This is a genomic window from Roseateles violae, assembly GCF_030410485.1.
Classification (GTDB): Bacteria; Pseudomonadota; Gammaproteobacteria; order Burkholderiales; family Burkholderiaceae_C; genus Roseateles_D; species Roseateles_D violae.
In genome coordinates, this window is record NZ_JAUHHC010000002.1 from 965265 (window position 1) to 987780 (window position 22516).

Consider the following 22516-nt stretch of genomic DNA (forward strand, 5'->3'; position numbering starts at 1 on the left):
CGCGAAAGCATGGAGTCATCGAGCTACGGCCAGTTCTGCACCATCGCGCGCGGCGCCGAGATCCTGTGCGAGCGCTGGACCCCCTTGGTCGTGCGCGAGCTGCTGTGCGGCAGCCGGCGCTTCAACGATCTGCACCGCGGCGTGCCGCGCATGTCCACCAGTCTGCTGGCCCAGCGCCTGCAGCGGCTGGAGGAAGCCGGGGTCGTGCGGCGCAGCGCCGTCGGCAAGGTCTGGGAATACGGCCTGACCGAGGCCGGCGAGGATCTGCGGCCCATCATCATGGCGCTCGGTCACTGGGGTGCGCGCTGGGTCGGCAGCCGCCTGCGCGACGGCGAACTCGATGCCGGCCTGCTGATGTGGGACATCCGCCGCTTCGTGAACCTGCCGGAGTTCCCGCCCCGGCCGGTCGTCATCAGCTTCCGCTTCCGCGACGCGCGGCCGCACGAGGGCGCCTGGTGGCTGGTGGTCGAGAACGGCGCCGCCGACCTGTGCCGCGATGACCCGGGGCGAGACCTGACCCTGGTCGTCGACTCGACGGTGCGCGCGCTGACCGAGGTGTGGGGAGGCGACCGGACACCCGAGCAGGTGCTGCAGTCGCACGAGGTCCGCGTCGACGGGGCCAGGCGCGACGCGGAGGATCTGTGGCGCTGGCTGGGCACCAGCGTGTTCGCCTCGACGAGGCGGGCCGCGCTCGCCGAGGAAGATGTCGTCCGCGGCCCTCAGGCAAGCGCTGGATAGCCTCGTCGGCTGAGGTGGCTGGACGAGCGCCGCCCGGCGACACTCAGCACCGCCCCCAGCCCCAGCACCCAAAGCCCCGCCCTCGCGGGCTCCGGCACCGGCAGCGCCGACACATGGATCTCGATGCCGCGCGCCTCGAAGCTGCCGCCTGAGGGGAAGTCGATGCGCTGCTCGGTCGACTGCACGTCCCACGGCGAGCAGCCGAACACGCCGGTGTCGTCGGTGCCGCAGTTGCGGGTCGCCACCTGCGTGACCGTGGTTTGCTGGGTGTTGCTGGTCCAGCTGCCGTTCAGCTCCAGGTAGTGGAGACCGGGCTGCGTGAAGGGCAGGGAAATAGTCCAGTGGTCCGAAAAGCCCGCGCCGGGAAAGGCGGCCGGGTGCAGCAGCAGTTCCCGGCCGATGGCGCTGATGGACAGCGAGACGCTGTCGAGCAGCTCCGAGGCGGTGACGGTGCGGCCGACCTCCCAGATCTGCGGGCCTTCCGCCGGGTCCGGCTCCGGCGAGCTTTCGGTGTAGGAGCCGGCTGTCGTCTGCACGCTGAACCAGGCCGTCAGCTCCACCGATTCGCCGGCCAGCACCGCCGTGCTGCTGGCCCCGAAGGAATCGATCTGGCCGCTGGCGGCGCTGGCCGCGGCGCTGGCGCTCAGCAGCCCCACGAGACAAAGCATGGGAAGCAAAGATGCGCTCGGAACGCTTCGGTTCGTCTTCATCATCAGAACTCCATGAACCCGAGGCCATGCAGACGCCGCCGGCGAGCGAGCAAGTCTAGGAGAAGGCACGCGCCGCAGAGCGGCGCTGGGGCCTGCGAGATAGGGAGAGGCTGCAGCGAAGAGGCCGCGCGACTTGCGGGATATCCGGGCGCGAGCGGCGCGGGCATGATCGGCGCGCTTTTTCTTCCCGACCGGCCTGCCCGGCTTCCCGCCAATGCAAGGAGTCCCGTCCATGAGCACCGCTTTCTATCTGAAGTTCGACGGCGTCGAAGGCGAGTCGACCCTCAAGGATCACAAGGGCGAGATCGTCGTGCTGTCCTGGGCCTGGGGCGCCAGCCAGGCCTCGGCCGTCAGCCCCGGCGGCGGTTCGGGCAAGGGCAAGGCGGTGGCGGGGGAGTTCCAGTTCACCCATCCCTATGACAAGGCCTCGCCGATGCTGGCCAAGCAATGCGTGAGCGGCAAGCATTTCAAGGAGGCGAAGCTGGTGGCGCGCAAGGCCGGCGAGGGGCAGAAGGACTATCTGCTCGTCACGTTGAAGGAGGTCTTCATCAGCAGCGTGCAGGCCAGCGGCGCGGCGGGCGGCGAGGTGAGCGAATCGGTCAGCTGCAGTTATGCAGACATCGAGTTCTCCTACAAGCCCCAGGACGCCAAGGGGGCTCTGGGCGCCGAAGTGAAATTCGGCTGGAACACCAAGACCAGCGCGACGCGCTGAGCGGCAGGGCGCCTAGCGGGTCCTGCGCAGCTCGGCCTTGCGCTCGGCCGGGAAGACCACATCCTGGCGCAGCCAGACGATGAAGCGGCGCGTCCGCAGGTCCTGCCCCTTGGCAAGCACGGCGATCAGCGTCTTGGCCTCGATGCGCTGCTGCTGCTCTTTCGGCGACGCACCTTCGACACGCAAGCCTTGCGGGTACATATGGCGCAGCGAGGCGAAGCTGGGCAGGTCGGCCACCGTGCGCCGCACGTCCGAGAGCAGCAGCCAGCGCTCCGAGCCCGCGCCTTCGATGGTGTCGATCGGGTTGCCGCGGAACTGGTAATGCCGGCCCTCGACGTCCGCATAGGCGAGTTCGCGCAGCTTGCCGTAGAGCCAGGCGCAGGCCTCGACGACCGGTCGTCCGATCAGATTGCCGAACAGGGATCCCAGCATGGCGCCAATCCAGCTTCGAGCGGAGAGTCCGCTCAGGCCTCGAACTGCATCGCCGCCAGGCTGGCGTACAGGCCGCCGCGCGCGACCAGCTCGGCATGGGTGCCGACCTCGACGATGCGGCCATGTTCCAGCACGACGATGCGATCGGCGCGCTGCACGGTGGCGAGGCGGTGGGCGATGACCAGGGTCGTGCGGTCCTGCATCGCGGCCTCCAGCGCGGCCTGCACGACGCGCTCGCTCTCGGCGTCGAGCGCGCTGGTTGCCTCGTCGAGCAGCAGCAGGGGCGGGTTCTTCAGCATCGCGCGGGCGATGCTGATGCGCTGGCGCTGGCCGCCCGAGAGCCGCACGCCGCGCTCGCCGAGAAAGGTGTCGTAGCCCTCGGGCAGGCGCTGGATGAACTCGTCGGCAAAGGCGGCGCGGGCGGCGGCCCGGACCTCCTCGTCGCTGGCCGAGGGGCGGCCGTAGCGGATGTTTTCCAGCGCGCTGGTCGAGAAGATCACGCTGTCCTGCGGCACCAGGCCGATGGCGGCGCGCAGATCGTGCAGGGCGACGGCGTCGGTGGCCACGCCATTGAGCCGGATCTCGCCGGCCTGCGGGTCGTAGAAGCGCAGCAGCAGCTGGAACACCGTGCTCTTGCCCGCGCCGCTGGGGCCGACCAGGGCCACCGTCTCGCCAGCGGCGATGTCGAGATCGAAGTCGGCCAGCGCCGCCTGCTGCGGCCGCGACGGGTAGTGGAAGTTCAAGGCCCGCAGCGACAGGGCGGTGCCGCCGCTGGCGCGCGGCAGCGGCACCGGCGCCGCCGGCTCGGCGACCGGCGAGCGCGTCGCCAGCAGCTCGGTCAGCCGCTCGGTCGCGCCCGCCGCGCGCAGCACATCGCCATAGACCTCGGCCAGCACCGCGACGCTGCTGACCAGCAGGGTCACGTAGACCACCGTCTGGCCCAGGTGGCCGGCCGTGATCTGGCCGGCCAGCACCGCCTGTGTGCCCTGGTACAGGCCCCACAAGAGCGCGCCGAAGGTGGCGGTGATGATGAAGGCCACCAGCAACGAGCGCACGCGGGTACGGCGGCGCGCGGTGTCGAAGGCGTTCTCGGTCGAGGCGGCGAAGCGCCGTGCTTCCGCCGCCTCCTGCGTGTAGCTCTGCACGACCGGCACCGCGTTCAGCACCTCGGCGGCGATCGCGCTGCTGTCGGCGACGCGGTCCTGGCTGGCGCGGCTCAGCTTGCGCACGCGCCGGCCGAAGAACAGCGCCGGCGCGACCACCAGCAAGAGGATGCCCAGCACCTGGGTCATCACATAGGGATTGGTCGCCACCAGCATCACCATCGCGCCGATGCCCATCACCGTGTTGCGCAGGCCCATCGACAGGCTGGAGCCGACGACGGTCTGCACGACGGTGGTGTCGGTGGTGATGCGGCTCAGCACCTCGCCGGTCTGCGTCGTCTCGAAGAACTCGGGGCTTTGCCGCAGCACATGGGCATAGACCGCCTGGCGCAGATCGGCGGTGACGCGCTCGCCCAGCCAGGTCACCGCATAGAAGCGCAGGGCGGAGAACATCCCCAGTGCCGCCCCGACGCCGAACAGGGCGAGGAAGTGCTCGCGCAGCGCCATCACGCGCTGGCCGGGCTCGGCGGCGACAAAGCCCTGGTCGATCAGCTCGCGCAGCGCCAGCGGGAAGGCCAGGGTCGCCGTTGCCGACAGCAGCAGGAACAGCAGGGCCGCCGCGATGCGGCCTCGGTAGGGACGCAGAAAAGGCCAGAGCCCGCTCAGCGCGCGCGGGTTGCCGGCGGCGGTGGACGAGGGCGTAGCGGTGGCGGCAAGGGGGGCGCGGGCATCGGAGGCGGTCGACATCGGCCCAGTGTAGGGCGCCGGCCCTGTTGGCTTGGTGCGACGCCTTGTTGCTTGCCTTGACAATCATTGCCTAGGCAAATAAAGTGCAAAGCATGCCCGAGTTCTATCGACCCGACAGCTACCAGCGCGGCGAAAGCCTGGGCTGGCTGCTCAAGCGCGTGCAGCAGTCCATTGCCCAGCAGGCCGGCCTGCGCCTGGCCAAGGACGGACTGACCCATGCGCAATGGGTGCCGCTGCTGATCCTGCGCCTGGGCGGGCCCAGCCCGGTCGCCAGCCTGGCGCGCGAGCTGGAGACCGACACCGGCGCGATGACGCGGCTGCTGGACCGGCTGGAGGCCAAGGGCCTGTGCCTGCGCGAGCGCAGCAGCGAGGACCGCCGCGTCGTCATGGTCTCGCTGACCGAGGAGGGCATGACGCTGACCTCCAAGCTGACCGCCGTGCTGGCCGATGTGTTCAACGCGCATCTGCAGGGCTTCAGCGAGGCCGAGTGGCGGCTGCTGCTGAGCCTGCTGCAAAGGCTGATCGCCAATGGCGACGCGCTGCGCCAGGCCGAGCAGGGCTGACGACGAACGATTGCTATCCGATCCAATGAAGAACAAGCAAAGAATCCATGCCCCGGCCGCCGTGGCCCTGGCCGCGGCAGCGCTGCTCAGTGCCTGCGCGCCCATCCCCAAGCTGCCCGAGGCGCCGCCGGCGCTGACGGCCGCCAAGCTGGGCCTGAAGAACCCGGCCAGCCCCAGCCTGGCGGGCCAGCAGGCGCAGCCCGATCTGCGGGCCGACTGGTGGTTCGTCTTCCGCGACCGGCAGCTGAACGTGCTGATGGGCCAGGCGCTGAGGGAATCGCCCAGCCTGGCCACCGCCCGCGCCCGCATCGCCCGCGCCAATGCCTCGGCCGAGGCGGCCGGCGCGGCCAGCAAGCCGGTGGTCGGCGCCGGCATGGACCTGACCTACCAGCGCTTCACCGAGCATGGCCTGTACCCGCCGCCGATCGCGGGCGACCAGCGCGCGACCATCGATCTGCGCGCGGTCAACGTCACTTACGAATGGGATTTCTTCGGCCGCCACCAGGCCGAGCTGGCCGCCGCGATCGGCCAGGAGAAGGCCGCGCTGGCCGATGCCGCCGCCGCGCGGCTGATGCTGTCGACGCAGCTGACGCGCAGCTATCTGGCCCTGGCCCGCGTGCTGGACCAGCGCCAGCTGCTGGGCGAGCAGCTGGCCGAGCGCGAGCGCGCCCTGGCCCTGGTGCGCGAGCGCGTCGCCGCCGGCCTGGACAACGAGCAGGAGCTGCGCGGCGCCGAGCAGCCGGTGCCCGAGCTGCGCCGCCAGCGCCTGGTGCTGGACGAGCAGGCCGCCCTCTTGCGCCATCAGCTGGCCGCGCTGAGCGTGCAGCCGCTGGAGGCGATCGAGCGCCTGCGCCCGCGCCTGCCGGACCCGTTGACGCTGCAGGGCGAGCAGGACGGCCCGGGCCTCGATCTGCTGGGCCGCCGGCCCGACGTGGTCGCCGCGCGCTGGCGCGCCGAGGCGGCCACGCAGCAGGTCTCGGCCACCCGTGCGCTGTTCTATCCGAACATCAGTCTGAACGGCTTCGTGGGCCTGAGCTCGATCGGCCTGGACAACCTGGGCAAGGGCGGCAGCCTGGTCTGGGGCCTGGGCCCCTCGCTGCGCCTGCCGCTGTTCGACACCGGCCGGCTCAGCGCGCAGTTGCACGGCTCCGCCGCCGAGCTGAACGGCGCCGTCGCCTCCTACAACGCGACCCTGCTCGACGCGGTGCGCGATGCGCGCGACCAGCTGGTCGGCGTGCAGTCGGCGGCGCGCCAGCAGCAGGAGCAGCAGGCGCTGCTGAGCAATGCGCGCTCCAGCGCCGATCTGGCGCGGCAGCGCTTCGAGGCCGGGCTCGGCAGCCGGCTGGCGCTGCTGAATGCGCACTACGGCCTGCTGGTGCAGCAGCGCCAGGCCCTCGATCTGCGCGCGCAGACGCTGGACAGCCAGGTCGGCCTGATGCGGGCGCTGGGCGGCGGCTGGAGCGAGAGCCTGCCGCCGGCGGCACAGGAATAAATGCAAGAACGAAATAACAGACCCCACACCATGAGCGCCTCCGACACCTCCACCCAAGATGCCTCCAACCCCAAGCGCCGGCTTGCGCTGAGTCTGATCGGCGCCGCCGTCGCGCTGGGCCTGATCGGCTACGGCGCCTATGCCCTGCTGATCGGCAAGCGCTACGAGAGCACCGACAACGCCTACGTCAACGCCAATGTCGTGCAGATCACGCCGCTGGTCGGCGGCACCGTGCGCGCCATCCACGCCGACGACACCGACTTCGTCAAGGCCGGACAAAAGCTGGTGAGCCTGGATCCGGCCGATGCCCGCGTCGCGCTGGACCAGGCCGAGAGCCAGCTGGCGCAGACGGTGCGCGAGGTGCGCACCCTGTACGCGAACAACGGCAGCTATGAATCGCAGATCAAGCTGCGCGAGGCCGAGGTGGCCCGCCTGCAGAGCGAGCTGGCCCGCGCCCAGGCCGACCAGCAGCGCCGCGCCCCGCTGCTGGCCAGCGGCGCCGTCGGCAAGGAAGAGTACGAGCACACGGTGACCCAGGTCGCCAGCGCCAAAAGCGCGCTGACCGCGGCGCAGTCGGCCGTGCAGACGGCCCGCGAGCAGCTGGCCAGCAACCAGGTGCTGACCGACGGCACCAGCGTCGACCAGCATCCGAACGTCTTGCGCGCCGCCGCCCGCGTGCGCGAGGCCTATCTGGCCCTGCAGCGCGCCGAGCTGCCGGCCCCGGTGGACGGCTGGGTCGCGCGCCGCAGCGTGCAGCTGGGCCAGCGCGTGGCCGCCGGCACGCCGCTGATGGCGGTGGTCGGCCTGCAGCAGGTCTGGGTCGACGCCAACTTCAAGGAAAGCCAGCTCGCCCAGCTGCGCATCGGCCAGGGCGCCAAGCTGGTGGCCGACGTCTATGGCGACAAGGTCGAGTTCGACGGCCGGATCGTCGGCCTCTCGGCCGGCACCGGCGCGGCCTTCGCGCTCCTGCCCGCGCAGAACGCGACCGGCAACTGGATCAAGGTCGTGCAGCGCGTGCCGGTGCGCATCGCGCTCGATGCAGGCCAAGTCGCCGCGCATCCGCTGCGCGTGGGCCTGTCGATGGAAGTGACCGTCGATGTGCAGGACAAGAGCGGCAAGTCGCTGGTCGAGGCGCAGCGCAGCGAGCCGGCGGCCCAGACCGCCGTCTATGACCGCATGGACGCCAGGGCCGACGCCGAGGTGGCCCGCATCATCAAGGCCAATTCGGGTCATGCCGGCCGCGCGGCCGCCAAGAAGCAGGGCTGAGGCGAGGCGTTCTCATGAGTCAACCCCCGCAAGGTGCCGCCCACGCGACGCCGGTGCCGCTGCATGGCCCGGCCCTGGTGCTGGGCACGCTGGCCTTGTCGCTGGCGACCTTCATGAACGTGCTGGACTCGTCCATCGCCAATGTGTCGCTGCCGGCGATCTCGGGCGATCTGGGCGTCAGCCCGGTGCAGGGCACCTGGGTCATCACCAGCTTCGGCGTCGCCAACGCGATTTCGGTGCCGCTGACCGGCTGGCTGACGCAGCGCTTCGGCGCGGTGCGCCTGTTCAGCTTAAGCGTCGTGCTGTTCGTGATCGCGTCCTGGCTGTGCGGCTTCGCGCATTCGCTGGAGATGCTGGTCGCCTGCCGCGTGCTGCAGGGCCTGGTCGCCGGGCCGATGATTCCGCTGTCGCAGACCCTGCTGCTGGCCAGCTATCCGCGTGAGAAGGCCGGCACGGCCTTGGCGCTGTGGGGCATGACGACCCTGGTGGCGCCGGTGGTCGGGCCGCTCTTGGGCGGCTGGATCACCGACAACATCACCTGGCCCTGGATCTTCTACATCAATGTGCCGGTCGGCCTGGGCGCGGCCTTCCTGACCTGGAGCATCTACCGCAAGCGCGAGACCGAGATCAAGAAGCTGCCGATCGACGGCATCGGCCTGGCCCTGCTGGTGGTCTGGGTCGGGGCGCTGCAGATCATGCTGGACAAGGGCAAGGAACTGGACTGGTTCGCCAGCGGCCAGATCCAGCTGCTGGCCGTCGTTGCGGCGGTCGGCTTCGCCTTCTTCGTCGCCTGGGAGCTGACCGACGCGCATCCGGTCGTCGACCTGCGCCTGTTCGCGCGGCGCAACTTCGCCTTCGGCGCGATCACCTTGTCGATCGCCTACGGCCTGTTCTTCGGCAATGTCGTGCTCCTGCCTTTGTGGCTGCAGCAGTGGATGGGCTACACGGCCACCGACGCCGGCATGGCGATGGCGCCGGTGGGCCTGCTGGCCATCCTGCTGTCGCCGGTGGCCGGCCGCAATGTCGCGCGCTGGGATCCGCGCTGGATGGCCAGCGGGGCCTTCGTGCTGTTCGCCGTCGTGCTGACGATGCGCTCGCACTTCACGCCGCAGACGGACTTCGCGACCATCATGATCCCGACCATCCTGCAGGGCGGGGCGCTGGCCTTCTTCTTCATCCCGCTGACGACCTTGACCCTGTCCGGCATCCAGCCGCAGCGCCTGCCGGCCGCGGCCGGCCTGTCGAACTTTGTGCGCATCACGGCCGGCGCGATGGGCACCTCGATCTCGACCACCCTGTGGGAGAGCCGCGCGACCCTGCACCACCAGCACCTGGTCGAGCAACTGGGCATGGGCAATGCGATCGCCGGCGAGACGGTCTCCAAGCTGACGGCCGGCGGGCTGTCGACCGAGCAGGCCTGGGCACAGATCAACCGCCTGATCGACCAGCAGGCCTTCACCCGCGCGGCCGACGACATCTTCCTCGCCTCGGCCTTCATGTTCCTGTTGCTGATCCTCAGCATCTGGCTGACCCGCCGGCCACCGCGTCTGGCCGGCGCGGCGCCGGTCGACCCGGGTGGTGCGCACTAGCGACGCTAGCGACACCAGCGACGAGCCAGGCAGCGACCCACCTCCGGGCCCGGAATCGGCGCTGCGATTGCATGCGCCGATTTCGGCCTTTTTTCAAGTCCCCGCCCGGCAATCCCCCGCCAATAGGGGGTCGTTCGCGCAGGCGGCGGGCGCTGTGTTGGAATAGGCCTCTGCAAAAGTCTGTCTGTATCGACGAGGGGCTGGACGCGCATGCATCAGGATTTCGACCCGCCCGCATGGTTGCCGCCGCTGAGCCGGGCGGTGCAGGCGCTGGGCAGCCCGGCGTCGCTGTCGCTGCTGTGCGCGGCGGTCTGGATCGTCACGATGGCGCTGGCTCAGGGCCTGGTCTGGCTGCTGCTGCGCGCGCCCGATGCCGACGACCGCCTGCTGGCCGGCCTCTGCGCCAGCGTCTGCAGCCTGGCGATCGCGCTGCCGCTGGGCCGGATGCTGGTGCGACTGGTGGTCCATGTCGAGCAGTCGCAGCGCATGCTGACCCGGCATGCGACGCTCGATTCGATGACCGGCATCTTCAACCGCCGCCATTTCCTGAACCTGGTCGAGCGCGAATGGTCGCTGGCGCGGCGCTACGACACCGCCTGCGCGCTGGTGCTGATCGACGTCGACCATTTCCGCAAGGTCAACGAGGGCTTCGGCCATCTCTGCGGCGACCTGTTGCTGCGCCGCATCGCCGAGGCCAGCGCCGAGACCCTGCGCCAGGCCGATGTGCTGGCGCGCTTCGGCGGCGAGGAGTTCATCCTCTTCCTGCCGCACACCGATCCGCTGGGCGCGCTGGACGTGGCCGAGCGCATCCGCGAGCGGGTCGAGGCGCTGAACTTCGCCTGGAACGGCCGGCCGGTGCAGGTCAGCGTCAGCCTCGGCGTCGCCGCCCTGCATGCCGAGCATATCCGGCTCGACCAGCTGATCCACGAGGCCGACGAGGCGCTGCAGGTGGCCAAGACCTCGGGCCGCAACTGCGTGCGCGCCTGCGCCGGGTTGCTGCCCGGCAAGCCCAGTCGCATCCTGAAGAGCTGAGTCAGAAGCTCAGCTTGCCGGCATAGCCGGTCAGCTCCAGATAGCCCTGGCCCAGCGGCCGGCCCTCGGCCGAGCGCAGCGCCGCCGCGCCCTCCCAGTAGCGCATGCCGGTGCTGCCGCGCGCATCGATCTCCTGCGCATCGAACAGGGCGGCCAGGCGCAGTGCGCCCAGCGGCGTGTCCAGCGCCCATTCGAGCGGGTAGTCGGCGCCGCTGAGCGGGCTGCGCCAATGGCGCAGCGGCCGCAGCCGCAGCTGCTCGGGCGCGAAATCTTCGGTCCGGCCGTCGGGCCGGCGCCAGCTGCCGCCGGCCCAGAGCCGGCTGCCATCGGCGCGGCGCAGCTGGAAGATCGTCAGCGCGCCGCCGTCGTCCAGATTGATGCCGGCCCAGTCCCAGCCCACCGCGCGCTCGCTGGCCTGCGCCTCGCCCAGCAATTGATCGCTCCATTCATGGTCCAGCCAGGAGCGGCCCTGCAGCGCCTGCACCGCACCGCGCTCGCGCCGCAGCGTGCCCTGGCTGCGCAGCTGCACCTGGCTGTAGTAGCGGCTGAACTGCTCCGGCCGCGGCCCCTTGCGCGAGATCCCCGCCTGGCCCTGCAGCAGCACCGGCTGCGTGGTCTGCAGGCGCAGCTCCAGCTCGGTGGCGGCCAGATCGAAGCGTGCCAGATAGACATCGCCTTCGCGGCGCAGCGACCAGTCGCGGATGTTGACGGCGCAATCCTGCTCGCTGGCCTCGGCCAGGCCCGGCAGCGCGCGTGCCAGCCGCTGCTCGTGCAGCAGGCGCCGGCCGTCCAGATCGCTCAAGGCGACATGGGCCAGCAGCAGCTGGCGGGCGGCCAGCCGGCTCGGATGGTCGTCGGGCGCCGGCCCGCGCAGGCGGAAGAAGGTCAGCTGATAGCCCCAGCGCGGGCGGGCCTCGGCGCCCGGCGCGGCCAGCAGGCCGGTCAGGTACCACCATTCGAGCCGGCTGGCCGGATGCGCGCCGAAGTCGCGCGGAAAGCGCAGCCCGGCCTCGGCTGCCGCAGCGGCCGTCCGCGGCAGCAGACCCAGCAGCCCGGCGGCCTGCAGCAGCGCACGGCGCTTGAACGTCATCATCCGGGCATCTTAGTGAAGGTGCGTCAGCGGGCCTCGCCTTGCACCGAAAAGGTCCGACCCGAAGTCTCTTGCCCGGCCCACGCCGAGGCCGCTTCCTCTGAAATAGGGATGGATGGCGGCATTCGCCGCGCACCGCGATTGGATAGCGCGCAGACTGCGATCGCGAGGGCAGGGGCGGCGGTGGTCCTGTGGCATTCCAAGGAAAGGGGGAAGGTCATGAAGGCAAATCAAAGCACGGCTGTGGCGTTCGCGATGCTTTCGCTGCTGCTGGCCGGGGCACCCCAAGGCGTGGCCCTCACGCTGAATCACAACGTCAGTTTCACTGCGGTCAACCGCAATCCCTGGACCGACGGGCCGATGTTCCGCGAGCAGTGGGTCAACAAGGACCTCCAGCAAGCGTTCACCGTGTCGGTACCGACGGTCGGGCTGAGTCCGACGGCCCTGATGTCCGACTTCCTGGGCATCCCAAACATTGGCTTTGTGCGCGCCGGCGGCGTTGCAAGCGGCAATATAGGGCTGGACCTGGGGCTTTATGTGGATGGCGGGCGGCTCAATATCACCTATCCCGGCACCGGGCGCATCGATATCGCCACGCGCGGCGCCACCGGCGTGTCGACGCTCGGCTACACCCGTACCAACACCAGTTTCACGCCGGGGCTCTATCGCGAGTTCAAGCCGAATCTCGGCATGGTGATGGCGCTGCTGGGCGGGCCCGGCTACGACAGCCTGAACTCGATCCCGGGCTACGAGACCGAGCACTTCCAGAACCCCGTGTTCAAGACCTCGTTCCCGACCGCCGCCGCCTGGGCCGATCTGCACTGGAACCTCAATGCCGGCGTGCGCGTCGAGGCCGGCGCGCTGCGACTGCGCAATCCGATTACCGGCAGCATCGAATGCGTGCTCTGCACCTCGCGCCAGTTCACCGCCAACAACGCCGACAGCGTCAGGCTGATCGATATCAATCCGGCCGGCGTGCAGGTGATCGGGCTGGGACGGCAGCAGATTTCCGGCAGCGATATCGCGCTCGGCTATGGCAGTGTCAGCGTCAGCTACCCGAACCTGGCCGTGGGCGGCGGGTTGCAGGCGGGCAGCACCACGCTGTTCGGCACGCAGGCGCGCGAGATCATGGCGTTCAACGGCAATCTGGAGCAACTGGTCCCCTTCGTCGGTGCCTTCCTGCATCAGGGAGTCGGCCCCTTCGACCTCAAGTTGCTGGGCGTGGAGGGCGGCCCCAAGCTCAGCCTGTACCAGGACTTCACGGTCAAGGTCGCTCCCAAGCTGGAACTCAATTTCAGCCGCCCCGTCGAATGGCTCAGCCCCGGCGGTGCGCAGATCACCAACCAGATCGTCGCGCCGCTGGGCCAGGCGCTGGACTGGCGCCCGATCCCTGGTGCGTTCGACAACAAGCTGGTCGTGCAGCCTCGCTATCTGCTTGATGGCGAGGTGCGCAACACGACCGGCCTGGCGCTGGGCTACGAGCTGTACATCGACGCCCTCGAGGCCGACACCGGCCTGGGCAAGGTCGGTCCGGTGCCTGCCGGGCATCTGCAGGCCGACGACGCGCTGCGGTTGCCGCCCCTGTACGACCACGCCTTCTCGCTCGGGCTCGGCGCGATCAAGGCACGCAATATCAATCTCGACGTCGTGTCGCCGGTATGGGCCGAGGTCGGCGATATCGGCCAGACGCCGGTCACCCTGGTCGGCGGCCGGCAGCTGTCGGGCGACGATCTCGGCGGCCTGTTCTCGCTGACCTTTCGCATCGGCAGCCACGACTACACCCGCCAGGTCGGTGGATCGTACGTCCGCATCGCCACCGCCGGCGGCAGAGACGAGGACCAGCTACTGCTGCGGCTGAACCAGGCACTGTTCATCGAACGCGAGGCCGGTGACGTGCGCATCGGCGATTTGCTGTGCCTGTACTGCGAGGACAACGCCGCTCGGCTGGCCGGCAGCGACCCGTTCTTCACCGACCAGGGCGAGGACCTGTACTTCAACCCGCTGTTCAGCTTCCGCAGCGACGACATCGACGCCGGCGCGGCGCAACTGCAGGGCTCGGCGACGGCGCTGGCGCAACTGCGGCCGCCGGTGGCCGTGCTGGGGGCCGCCGTGGCCGAAGGGGACTTCGGATTCGGGCCGATCACCGATGTGCCGGAGCCCGCGAGCTGGGTGCTAGGGCTGGCCGGTGGGCTGCTCGTTTGTGGACGTCGCCTGCAGCGCGCTGTTTGAGGTCGCGCAGATGCCCGGGGCGTGCCGGCCATCGGCGTCCTCTACCAATCCTCCTTGACCGCCTGCACCGCATCGCCGGAGGCGGCGCGGCGGCCGGCGATCAGCGCCGCCAGTACGCCGGCGGTGAACGTCGCCGCCAGCAGTCCCGTCAGCCGCGGCCAGGGCAGGCTCAGGTCCATGCTCCAGTGGAAGCTCTGCGGGTTGACGACGAAGACCAGCACCGCCGACAGCGCCAGGCCCAGCGCCAGGCCGGCCAGCGCGCCGATGCCGCAGAGCAGCGCCGCCTCCAGCGCCAGCAGGCGCAGCACGCCGGCGCGGGTCAGGCCCAGATGCAGCAGCAGGCCGAATTCGCGCCGCCGCGCCAGCACCTGGGCCGACTGGCTGGCCGCGATGCCGAACAGGCCGATTGCCAGCGCCACCGCCTGCAGCCAGTGGGTGACGGCGAAGCTGCGGTCGAAGATGCGCAGCGAGATGCCGCGCAGTTCGCCGGCCGCCGCCAGTTCCAGGTCCTGCGGCTCGGCGGCCAGCGCGCGCAGCTGGGCGGCGGCGGCCTGCGCGTCCGTGCCCGGCCGCAGCCAGACCATCAGCTCGCTGACCGTCGCGTCGCCGCTCCACTGCCGGTAGGCGGCCAGTGGCAGGATCAGCGCGCCGCTCTGGCGCGCATAGTCGCGCCAGACGCCGCGCACAAAGGCCGGCTGCGGCCCGGCGCCGGCCTCCAGCCGCAGCGTCAGGCGCTGGCCCGGCGCCAGGCGCAGCGCATCGCGCAGGGCCTCGTTGACGTAGAGGGGCAGGCCCTGGCCCTCGGCCAGCGCGCCGGCGAGCGGCAGCTGGCCTTCATCCTCGATTTCGCGCGCCAAGGCCGTCACCGGCTGCGGCGCGCCCTCGATCAGCACATTGGCGCTGCGCTGCACGGCGATGCGCTCGGCCAGCGCGCTGTGCCGCACGGCGGCCACATAGGCGGGCGGCAGCGGCGCCGCCTGGCCCGGCGCCAGGCGCAGCGCCGAGCGGATATAGAGATCGGCCGGCAGCATCCGCGTCAACCACTGGTCCAGCGAATCGCGGAAGCTGCCGACCATCACCAGCATCGCCACCGACAGGCTTAAGGACACCAGCACGCCGGCCAGCGCGCGCAGCGCCTCGCCGGCCTGGTCCAGCGCGCGCTCGCGCAGCAGCAGCAGCGTGGCCGAGTCCGGCAGCCGCGCCAGCATGGCGACCGCGCCGCGCAGCAGCGCCGGCACGCAGGCGATGCCGCCCAGCAGCATGGCCAGCATGGCCAGATAGGCGGCCAGCGGCACGCCCGCCAGCGGCGGCAGCAGGGCCAGCGCCAGGCCGGCGAGCAGCAGCGCCGGCCCCAGCCAGGCGGGCAGGGCGCCGTGCAGCGCGCCGCCCAGGCCCTTCAAGACCTGGGCCACCGGCATGCGCCGCACGGCCAGCGCGGGCGCGCCGGCGGCCAGAGCGCTGACGACGAGGCCCAGCAGGCCGAAGACGGCCGCGGCCGGCAATTGCTCCACGGCAAAGCGCAACTGCGGCCGCAGGCCCTGGATCAGGCCCAGGCCCAGATCGCTGCCCAGCCGCTGCAGCGCCAGCGCCGCCAGCCACCAGCCCAGCAGCAGGCCCAGCAGGCTGCCGATGAGGCCCAGCAAGAGACCCTCGGCCAGCACCAGCGCCCCGCGCTCGCGCGCGCTCATGCCCAGCACGCCCAGCAGCGCCCATTGCGGCAGGCGCTGCGCGACCGACAGCGAGAGCACGGCGAAGACCAGGAAGCTGCCGGTGAACAAGGCCATCAGCGAAAGCACGCCCAGATTGACGCGGTAGGCGCGGCTCAGCTCCTGCAGGCGCTCGCCTTCGTCGGGCGGCGGCGCGGCGACGAGGCCGGCCGGCAGCTTGGCCTCGGCCAGCCATTGCGTCGGACTGAGGCCCGGCCGCAGGCGCAGATCGATGCGGTCCAGCTGGCCCAGGCGGCCCAGCAGCAGCTGCGCGCCGGCGATGTCCAGCACCGCCAGCGGCGCGCCGGCCGCGTCGAGCGTGCCGCCCAGGGTCTGCGTGGTCGAAAGCGGGCCCTCGCGGCCGGCGACGCGCAAGGTCAGGCGCTCCGGCCGGGGCTGCGGCAGGCGCTGCAAGGCCGCCTCGTTGAGAAAGAGCCGCTGCGGATCGAGCAGCTGCTGCAGGTCCTGGCCATGCGGCAGCAGCTGCGGGCTCAGCGGCGCCGCCTGCAGCGCGTCCAGGCCGAGCACGCGCAGATTGAAGCGCTGACCCTGCGCATCGGCGGCCTGCGCCATGCCCTCGAGCACCGGCGCGGCGATCTGCACCCCGGGCCGGCGCGCGATCTCGGCGTAGACCTCTTCGCCGAGCGCACCGGCGCGCGCGCGCAGCACCAGATCGGGCTTGCCGTTCAGGCTGGCCGCCGCGCTGCCGAACTCGGCCAGCGCCGTGCCGTTGAGCAGATGGACCGCGTAGGCCAGGGCGACGCCCAGCACGATGGCCAGCAGGGCCAGCAACTGCCGGCCGGCCTGGTGTCGCAGGGCCGGCCAGGACAGCTGTGCGAACCACCGGGCGTTCATCTCAGCCGCCCGCGATGAGCCGGATTTGCGGGCCGAGCGCCGGGCCGCCCCAAGCCGGCCCGCCATGGCGATCCGCCTGCCGGTCGATCCGGCAGGCATCGCCGTCCCCCCGGGGGACCGGCCAAGGCGGGCCTTGGTCGAGGGGCTTCATGTCAAGCCTTGTTCGCCCAGCCGCAGACAGCGGTCGGCGCGCGCGGCCGCGCGCTCGGAATGGGTCACCAGCAGGCAGGCGGAGCCCTGCTCGCGCACCTGGGCCAGCAGCAGGTCCAGCACCTGCTGGGCATGGCGCGGATCCAGATTGCCGGTCGGCTCGTCGGCCAACACCAGGAGCGGCCGGTGCACCAGCGCGCGCGCGATCGCGACCCGCTGCAGCTGCCCGCCGGAGAGCTGGCGCGGCATGCGCGCGCCCAGGCCCTCAAGGCCGACGGCGCCCAGCATCTCGGCCACCCGCAGCGGGTCGGGCCGCCGCAGCAGCAGCAAGGGCAGGGCGATGTTGTCGGCCACCGTCAGATGCGGCAGTACATGAAAGGCCTGGAACACGAAGCCGAGCTTGGCGCGGCGCAGCAGCGCGCGCCGGCCTTCGTCCAGCGTCGTCAGCTCGATGCCGTCGAGCAGGACCCGGCCGGCATCGAGCTCGTCCAGCCCGGCCAGGCAGTTCAGCAGGGTCGATTTGCCGCTGCCCGATTCGCCCAGCAGCGCGACCAGCTCGCCGCGCTCCAGCTGCAGATCGACGCCCTCGAACACCGGCGTGGTGCCATAGCGCTTGGCCAGGCCGCGGGCGTCGAGCAGCGGGCTCATCGGAGCAGGCGCTGCATCGCCGCCAGCAGGGCCGGCTGGGCCTGTGGGTCGTCGCAGGCGATCAGCTGGCGGCGCGGCATGCTGCGCAGCCAGGTCAGCTGGCGCTTGGCCAGCTGGCGGGTGGCGGCGATGCCGCGTTCCTCCAAGGTCGACCGATCGCCGCTGTCCAGTGCCTCCCAGACTTGGCGGTAGCCGACGCAGCGCATCGACGGCAGCTCGGGGTTCAGATCGCCGCGCGCGCGCAGCGCCTTCACCTCGTCGAGCAGGCCGTCGGCCAGCATCTGGCGGAAACGCTGCGCCAGGCGCTGGTGCAGCCAGCCGCGGTCCCGCGGCTCCAGCGACAGCAGCGGCCAGTCCACGCCGGCGCTGCGCGACTCGCGGTGCAGCTCGCTCATCGGCCGGCCGGTCAGCAGGCAGACCTCCAGCGCGCGCTGGATGCGCTGCGAATCGTTGGGCGCCAGCCGCGCCGCCGTCGCGGGGTCGAGTGCCGCCAGCTCGGCATGCAGGGCCGGCCAGCCTGCGCGGGCGGCGCGCGCATCGATGTCCGCGCGCAGCGCCTCGTCCGCCTGCGGCAGGCTGCTGAGGCCATCGAACAAGGCCTTAAAGTACAGCATCGTGCCGCCCACCAGCAGCGGCAGCCGGCCGCGCGCCAGGATCTCGGCGGCCAGCCGCTGCGCATCGCGCGCGAACTGCGCGGCCGAGTAGACGTCCAGCGGATCGATGATGTCGATCAGGTGGTGCGGCACCTGGGCCAGTTCGGCCGCGCTGGGCTTGGCCGTGCCGATGTCCATGCCGCGGTAGACCAGGGCCGAGTCCACGCTGATGATCTCGACCGGCAGCAGCTCGGCGGCCGCCAGCGCGCAGGCGGTCTTGCCGCTGCCGGTCGGGCCGGCAATGCAGATCGGCCGGGTGACGTTCATGTCGGCCGCCCCGCCGGGGCCTGCAGCGCCGGCGCCGGCCGCTGCACCCAGGTCCAGCTGACCAGCACCGTCGCCAGCGCCATCGCGCACAGGGTCAGCGCCAGGGTCAGCACGCTGGCCTGCCGCGCCAGCGCATGGCTCAGCCAGGCGCCGACCAGGAAGGCGGTCAGCGCGATCAGGAAGCCGGCCCAGGCCGAGGCGACGCCGGCGCGCTGCGGAAAGGGACCGACCGCGCCGGTCTGGCCGCAGGGCTGCAGGATGCCGTGGCCGAAGATCAACAGCCATTGCGGCAGCAGCAGCGCCCAGACCGATTCGACGCCGGCCAGCGCGAGGCCGGCCACCGAGAGGCCGCCGGCCAGGGTGAAGGCCGCGCCGCGCTTGGCGGTGGCGGCAATGCCATGGCGCGGCAGCAGGCGCCGGCAGGCCAGGGTGCCCAGCACATAGACGGCGGCGCAGGCGCCCACCATCAGGCCGTAGGACTGGCGCGAGACCTGCAGGATGCCGATGAAGACGAAGGAAGAACCGGCCAGAAAGGTGTACAAGGTGCCGTAGCCCAGCGCCGTCATCAGCCCATAGGCGCGGAAGGTCGGGTGACGCAGCACCAGCGCCCAGCTCTGCAGCAGATGCGCCGGCCGCAGGGCCAGCGGGTCGCGCGCGGCCAGTGATTCGGGCACGCGCAGCGCGATGAAGCCCAGGGCCGCGGCCGCGAAGGCGGCGGTGGCCAAGAGGGTCGAGCGCCAGCCGAACAGCTCGGTCAGCGCGCCGCCGATGCCGGGGCTCAGCGTCGCCAGGATGCCTAGGCCGGTCAGCGCGCGCGCCATCACCTGCGCGCCCTGCTGCGGCTCGAACCAGTCGCGCAGCATCGCCCGGCCGCAGACCACCGAGGCCGCCAGGCCCAGGCCCTGCAGCGCGCGCCAGGCCACCAGCTGGGCGATGCCGCCGGCGGCCGCCGCGGCCAGGGCGGCCAGCAGGTATAGGCTCAGCCCGCCCAGCAGCACCGGCCGGCGACCGTAGCGGTCGGCCAGCGGGCCCAGCAGCAGCTGACCCAGGCCGAAGGCCAGCATCAGCGCCGACAAGGTCAGCTGCGCGCCGGCCATCGGCGCGCCCAGCTCGGGCAGGGCCGGCAGGTAGAGATCGGTCGTCACCGGCTGGATGCCCAGCAGCAGGGCCAGGGCCAGCACGGCCACGCCGTCGCCCGGTTTCTGATGTGCCGCTTCGTTCAATCGAAGCGTTCCCAGGGCGACAGGAAGCGGAATTGTCCCGGCGGCAGATGGCCGAGGTTGATGCGGCCGATGCGCACCCGCTTCAGGCCGACGACCTTGAGGCCGACCAGCTCGCACATGCGGCGGATCTGGCGCTTGCGGCCCTCGCGCAGCACGAAGCGCAGCTGGTCGTCGTTGATCCAGCTGACCTTGGCCGGCTTCAGCTCCACATCGTCCAGGGTCAGGCCATGGTTCAGCAGGGCCAGGTCTTGCGCCGGGAACTCGGCCATCGGCGCGCCCTTGCCCTTGTACTCGACCCGCACCAGGTATTCCTTCTCGACCTTGGAGTCGTCGCCGATCAGCAGCTTGGCGACCCGGCCGTCCTGGGTCAGCACCAGCAGGCCGGTGGAGTCGATGTCCAGCCGGCCGGCCGGCGCCAGGCCGCGCGAATGGCCGATGTGGTACTTGATGCCGGAGGCATCGTCCTTCCAGTGGTTGGCGCTCCTGATCAGCACCGAGGCCGGCTCGTAGCCGTCCTCGGCCTGGCCCGAGACATAGCCGATCGGCTTGTTCAGCAGGATGGTCACCTGCTTGGCCTGTTCCTTGAATGCGCGCGGATCGACCTCGATCTTCACGTCCGGCCCGACGCGCTGGCCCAGCTGGGCCAGCTTGCCGTCGACCTTGACCCAGCCGGCGCCTATCCATTCGTCGGCCTCGCGCCGCGAGGCCATGCCCAGCGCCGTCATGCGCTTGGACAGGCGCTCGCCCTCGGTCGAGGCATCGTGATGGACGGCGAAATCGTCGTCGTCATCATCGTCATCGTGGGGGCGGCGTGCCGGCGGGCGCGGCCGCGCGGCCGGCTGCGGGCCGCGTTGCGGCGGAGCCGGGTAGGGCGGACGGGCGCCGCTGGCGCGGCGTTGGTCCTGGCGCTGATCCTGGCGCAGGTCCTGACGCTGATCCTGGCGCCGGTCCTGACGCTGATCCTGGCGCCCGTCCTGACGCTGATCCTGGCGCTGATCTGGACGCGGGGGGCGGCGCGCTTCCGCGGCGGGGCCGTCGCGGCGCGGCCCTTGCAGCGGCGGCGCTTGATCGTCGCGCCGGAAGCCGCTCGGCTTGGCCGGCCGGGCCGGGCGCTGATCGGGGCCCCGCTCGTCCGGCCGCGGCGTGGGCCGGCCGTAGCGCTCGAAGCGCTCGGCCTCGGCCGCGCGGCGCTGCTCGAACTCCGCCTGCTTGCGTGCACGCTCGGCTTGCGCGGCCTCCAGGGTCTGGCGCGGACGCGAGACACCCTTGCCGCGCAGCGGGGCACGGCGCTCGCCCTCGGCGTTCTTCTTCGCGGGTGCCGCGGCCTTCTTGTTCAGTTTCAGGGTTGCCATAAAGGCTCCGGTTCGGTGTCTGTCTGTCTATCTATCGTCCGCGCAGGAACAGCGCATCCAACTCGCGCATGCTCAGCTGGCGCCAGGTCGGCCGGCCGTGGTTGCACTGGTCGGCGCGCTCGGTGCGCTCCATATCGCGCAAGAGGCCGTTCATCTCGTCGATCGTCAACTGCCGGTTCGCGCGCACCGCACCATGGCAGGCCATCGTCGCCAGGATCTCGTGCTGGGCGCGCTCGATCGCCTGGCTGGCATCGAAAGTCCCCAGCTCGGCCAGCACGCCGCGTGCCAGCTCGATCACGTCGCCGCCGGCCAGCAGCGCCGGGCGGGCGCGCACGGCCAGCACCTTCTCGGACAGCGGCGCGACGTCCAGCCCCAGGCGCAGCAGGGTCTCGGCCTGCGCCTCGGCGGTGGCGATCTCGGCCGGCGTGGCGGCAAAGGTGATCGGGATCAGCAGCGGCTGCGACTCGATGGCCCGGTCGACCAGGCTGGTCTTCAAGCGCTCGTAGACGACGCGCTCGTGCGCCGCATGCATGTCTACGATGATCAGGCCCTGCGCGTTCTCGGCCAGGATGTAGACGCCCTGGATCTGCGCGAGGGCGCGGCCCAGTGGCCAGTCCTGCGGTGGCAGCGGCTGCGCGACCGGACTTGCGGCAGGGCTTGCGGCCGCAGGCGCCGCCAGCGGCTCGCGCTGGCCGTACAGGGTCGCCACTTCGGCCAGGCCCAGCGAGACCTGGGTGTTGCTGCGCCAGCTGGGCGTGCCGGTGTAGGCCGGGCGCGGCTCGGCGGCAGCCGGGACGTGGCCGAACCAGGCCGGCGGATTGCCGGCCGAGGGGCGCAGGCCGGCGACTTCGATCTGCTGCGTCACCGCGACCGGCGTCGTCGTTGTCGTTGTCGTGATCGTCGCCAGGGCCTCGGCCGAGCGCGATTGCGCCAGCGCGTCCTGCACCGCATAGCGCACGCGCTGGTGCAACTCGCGGCCATCGCGGAAGCGCACCTCGATCTTGGTCGGGTGGACGTTGACGTCGACCCGGTCCGGCGCGATCTCGATGAACAGCACATAGGACGGCTGGCGCTGGCCGTGCAGCACGTCCTCGTAGGCCGAGCGGATGCCGTGCGCGATCAGCTTGTCGCGCACGAAGCGGCCGTTGACGTAGACGTACTGCATGTCGGCGCGGCTGCGCGCGGCCTCGGGCAGGCCGGCGCGGCCATAGCAGCGCAGCGGGCCGGCCTCGGAGAAGACCGCGCGGCTGTCGGCGATGAAGTCCTCGCCCAGCACGTCCTTCAGCCGCTGCTCGGACGAGGCGGCGCGCCATTGCTCGAGCAGCTTGCCCTCGTGCCAGACGGTGAAGCCCACATCGGGCCGGGCCAGCGCATGGCGGCGCACCGCCTCCAGGCAATGGGCCAGCTCGGTCGCGTCGGTCTTCAGGAACTTGCGCCGCGCCGGCGTGTTGAAGAACAGCTCGCGCACCTCGACGCTGGTGCCACGCGCGCGGGCGGCCGGCGCGATCTCGCCCGAGCGGGCGTCGAGCCGGTGCGCATGGGACGCGCCCTCGCAGCGGCTCAAGAGCGCCATCTCGGCGACCGAGGCGATCGCCGCCAGCGCCTCGCCGCGAAAGCCCATGGTCGCCACCGATTCCAGCTCATCCAGCGTGCGGATCTTGCTGGTGGCATGGCGCTTCAGCGCCAGCGGCAGCTCCTCCAGCGGGATACCCAGGCCGTCGTCCTCGACGACGATGGCGCGCACGCCGCCGGCCATCAGCTTCAGCTGGATCTGGCTCGCGCCGGCGTCCAGCGCGTTGTCGACCAGCTCGCGCACCACCGAGGCCGGCCGCTCGACGACCTCGCCGGCGGCGATCTGGCTGATCAGTTCATCGGGAAGCTCGCGGATCGCGCGGCGCGGCGCGGCGGCGCTGGGAGAAGACAAATCCATCGCCGCATTGTAAGAAGGCGGCCGCGCGG

General features: G+C 71.4%; 18 protein-coding genes. 8 read left to right on the forward strand and 10 right to left on the reverse strand.

Going from position 1 to position 22516, the window contains the following annotated elements; genetic code table 11:
* Positions 1-9 precede the first annotated feature (9 nt).
* Positions 10-738, forward strand: coding sequence for a winged helix-turn-helix transcriptional regulator (locus tag QWJ38_RS09930; protein WP_290358887.1), 729 nt, complete (start codon positions 10-12; stop codon positions 736-738).
* On the opposite strand, the gene QWJ38_RS09935 is transcribed toward QWJ38_RS09930, so the two are convergent.
* Positions 720-1394: a hypothetical protein gene (locus QWJ38_RS09935; RefSeq protein ID WP_290358888.1), complete on the reverse strand. Its 675-nt coding sequence runs from the start codon at positions 1392-1394 to the stop codon at positions 720-722. The genes QWJ38_RS09930 and QWJ38_RS09935 overlap by 19 nt on opposite strands.
* A 286-nt stretch (positions 1395-1680) precedes the next feature.
* Between QWJ38_RS09935 and QWJ38_RS09940 the strand changes: the two genes are divergently transcribed.
* A complete protein-coding gene (locus QWJ38_RS09940; protein ID WP_290358889.1) occupies positions 1681-2160 on the forward strand; it encodes an Hcp family type VI secretion system effector in 480 nt (159 codons plus the stop codon).
* 12 nt (positions 2161-2172) lie between these two features.
* Here QWJ38_RS09940 and QWJ38_RS09945 read toward each other — a convergent pair whose 3' ends face one another.
* Together QWJ38_RS09945 and QWJ38_RS09950 are read right to left on the reverse strand one after the other, a co-directional pair.
* Positions 2173-2592, reverse strand: coding sequence for a hypothetical protein (locus tag QWJ38_RS09945; RefSeq protein WP_290358890.1), 420 nt, complete (start codon positions 2590-2592; stop codon positions 2173-2175).
* 32 nt (positions 2593-2624) lie between these two features.
* Positions 2625-4442 carry an ABC transporter transmembrane domain-containing protein gene (locus tag QWJ38_RS09950; RefSeq protein ID WP_290358891.1) on the reverse strand — a complete coding sequence of 606 codons (1818 nt, stop codon included), beginning with the start codon at positions 4440-4442 and terminating at the stop codon, positions 2625-2627.
* A 92-nt stretch (positions 4443-4534) separates the two neighbouring features.
* Between QWJ38_RS09950 and QWJ38_RS09955 the strand changes: the two genes are divergently transcribed.
* From QWJ38_RS09955 to QWJ38_RS09975, 5 genes are all read left to right on the forward strand, one after another.
* Entirely contained in the window at positions 4535-5005 is a 471-nt protein-coding gene (locus tag QWJ38_RS09955) for a MarR family winged helix-turn-helix transcriptional regulator (RefSeq protein WP_290358892.1), read from the forward strand.
* A gap of 25 nt (positions 5006-5030) precedes the next feature.
* On the forward strand, positions 5031-6497 hold the full coding sequence (locus QWJ38_RS09960) for an efflux transporter outer membrane subunit (RefSeq protein ID WP_290358893.1): 1467 nt from the start codon (positions 5031-5033) through the stop codon (positions 6495-6497).
* 30 nt (positions 6498-6527) lie between these two features.
* Positions 6528-7763 (forward strand): HlyD family secretion protein, encoded by a 1236-nt coding sequence (locus QWJ38_RS09965; RefSeq protein ID WP_290358894.1) that lies wholly within the window; start codon positions 6528-6530, stop codon positions 7761-7763.
* A gap of 14 nt (positions 7764-7777) precedes the next feature.
* Positions 7778-9352: a DHA2 family efflux MFS transporter permease subunit gene (locus QWJ38_RS09970; RefSeq protein WP_290358895.1), complete on the forward strand. Its 1575-nt coding sequence runs from the start codon at positions 7778-7780 to the stop codon at positions 9350-9352.
* Positions 9353-9562: 210 nt separating this feature from the next.
* Complete coding sequence (locus tag QWJ38_RS09975) at positions 9563-10384, forward strand: GGDEF domain-containing protein (protein ID WP_290358896.1); 822 nt, start codon at positions 9563-9565, stop codon at positions 10382-10384.
* Position 10385: 1 nt separating this feature from the next.
* Here QWJ38_RS09975 and QWJ38_RS09980 read toward each other — a convergent pair whose 3' ends face one another.
* Complete coding sequence (locus QWJ38_RS09980; RefSeq protein WP_290358897.1) at positions 10386-11477, reverse strand: lipocalin-like domain-containing protein; 1092 nt, start codon at positions 11475-11477, stop codon at positions 10386-10388.
* A gap of 108 nt (positions 11478-11585) precedes the next feature.
* Here QWJ38_RS09980 and QWJ38_RS09985 point away from each other — a divergent pair, with 108 nt between their 5' ends.
* Entirely contained in the window at positions 11586-13703 is a 2118-nt protein-coding gene (locus tag QWJ38_RS09985) for a hypothetical protein (RefSeq protein ID WP_290358898.1), read from the forward strand.
* A gap of 41 nt (positions 13704-13744) precedes the next feature.
* Here QWJ38_RS09985 and QWJ38_RS09990 read toward each other — a convergent pair whose 3' ends face one another.
* The 6 genes from QWJ38_RS09990 to mutL all read right to left on the reverse strand — a co-directional run bounded on the left by QWJ38_RS09990 (position 13745) and on the right by mutL (position 22487).
* Positions 13745-16264 carry an ABC transporter permease gene (locus QWJ38_RS09990; protein ID WP_290358899.1) on the reverse strand — a complete coding sequence of 840 codons (2520 nt, stop codon included), beginning with the start codon at positions 16262-16264 and terminating at the stop codon, positions 13745-13747.
* A gap of 147 nt (positions 16265-16411) precedes the next feature.
* The gene (locus tag QWJ38_RS09995; protein ID WP_290358900.1) at positions 16412-17062 is read right to left on the reverse strand and encodes an ABC transporter ATP-binding protein; all 651 of its coding nucleotides are present in this window, start codon (positions 17060-17062) and stop codon (positions 16412-16414) included.
* Complete coding sequence (gene miaA / locus QWJ38_RS10000) at positions 17059-17982, reverse strand: tRNA (adenosine(37)-N6)-dimethylallyltransferase MiaA (RefSeq protein WP_290358901.1); 924 nt, start codon at positions 17980-17982, stop codon at positions 17059-17061. Before miaA ends, QWJ38_RS09995 begins: the two co-directional genes overlap by 4 nt.
* Positions 17979-19205: an MFS transporter gene (locus tag QWJ38_RS10005; RefSeq protein WP_290358902.1), complete on the reverse strand. Its 1227-nt coding sequence runs from the start codon at positions 19203-19205 to the stop codon at positions 17979-17981. Before QWJ38_RS10005 ends, miaA begins: the two co-directional genes overlap by 4 nt.
* Positions 19202-20557: a pseudouridine synthase gene (locus tag QWJ38_RS10010; RefSeq protein WP_290358903.1), complete on the reverse strand. Its 1356-nt coding sequence runs from the start codon at positions 20555-20557 to the stop codon at positions 19202-19204. Before QWJ38_RS10010 ends, QWJ38_RS10005 begins: the two co-directional genes overlap by 4 nt.
* Positions 20558-20588: 31 nt before the next feature.
* On the reverse strand, positions 20589-22487 hold the full coding sequence (gene mutL, locus QWJ38_RS10015) for a DNA mismatch repair endonuclease MutL (protein ID WP_290358904.1): 1899 nt from the start codon (positions 22485-22487) through the stop codon (positions 20589-20591).
* Positions 22488-22516: the final 29 nt, after the last annotated feature.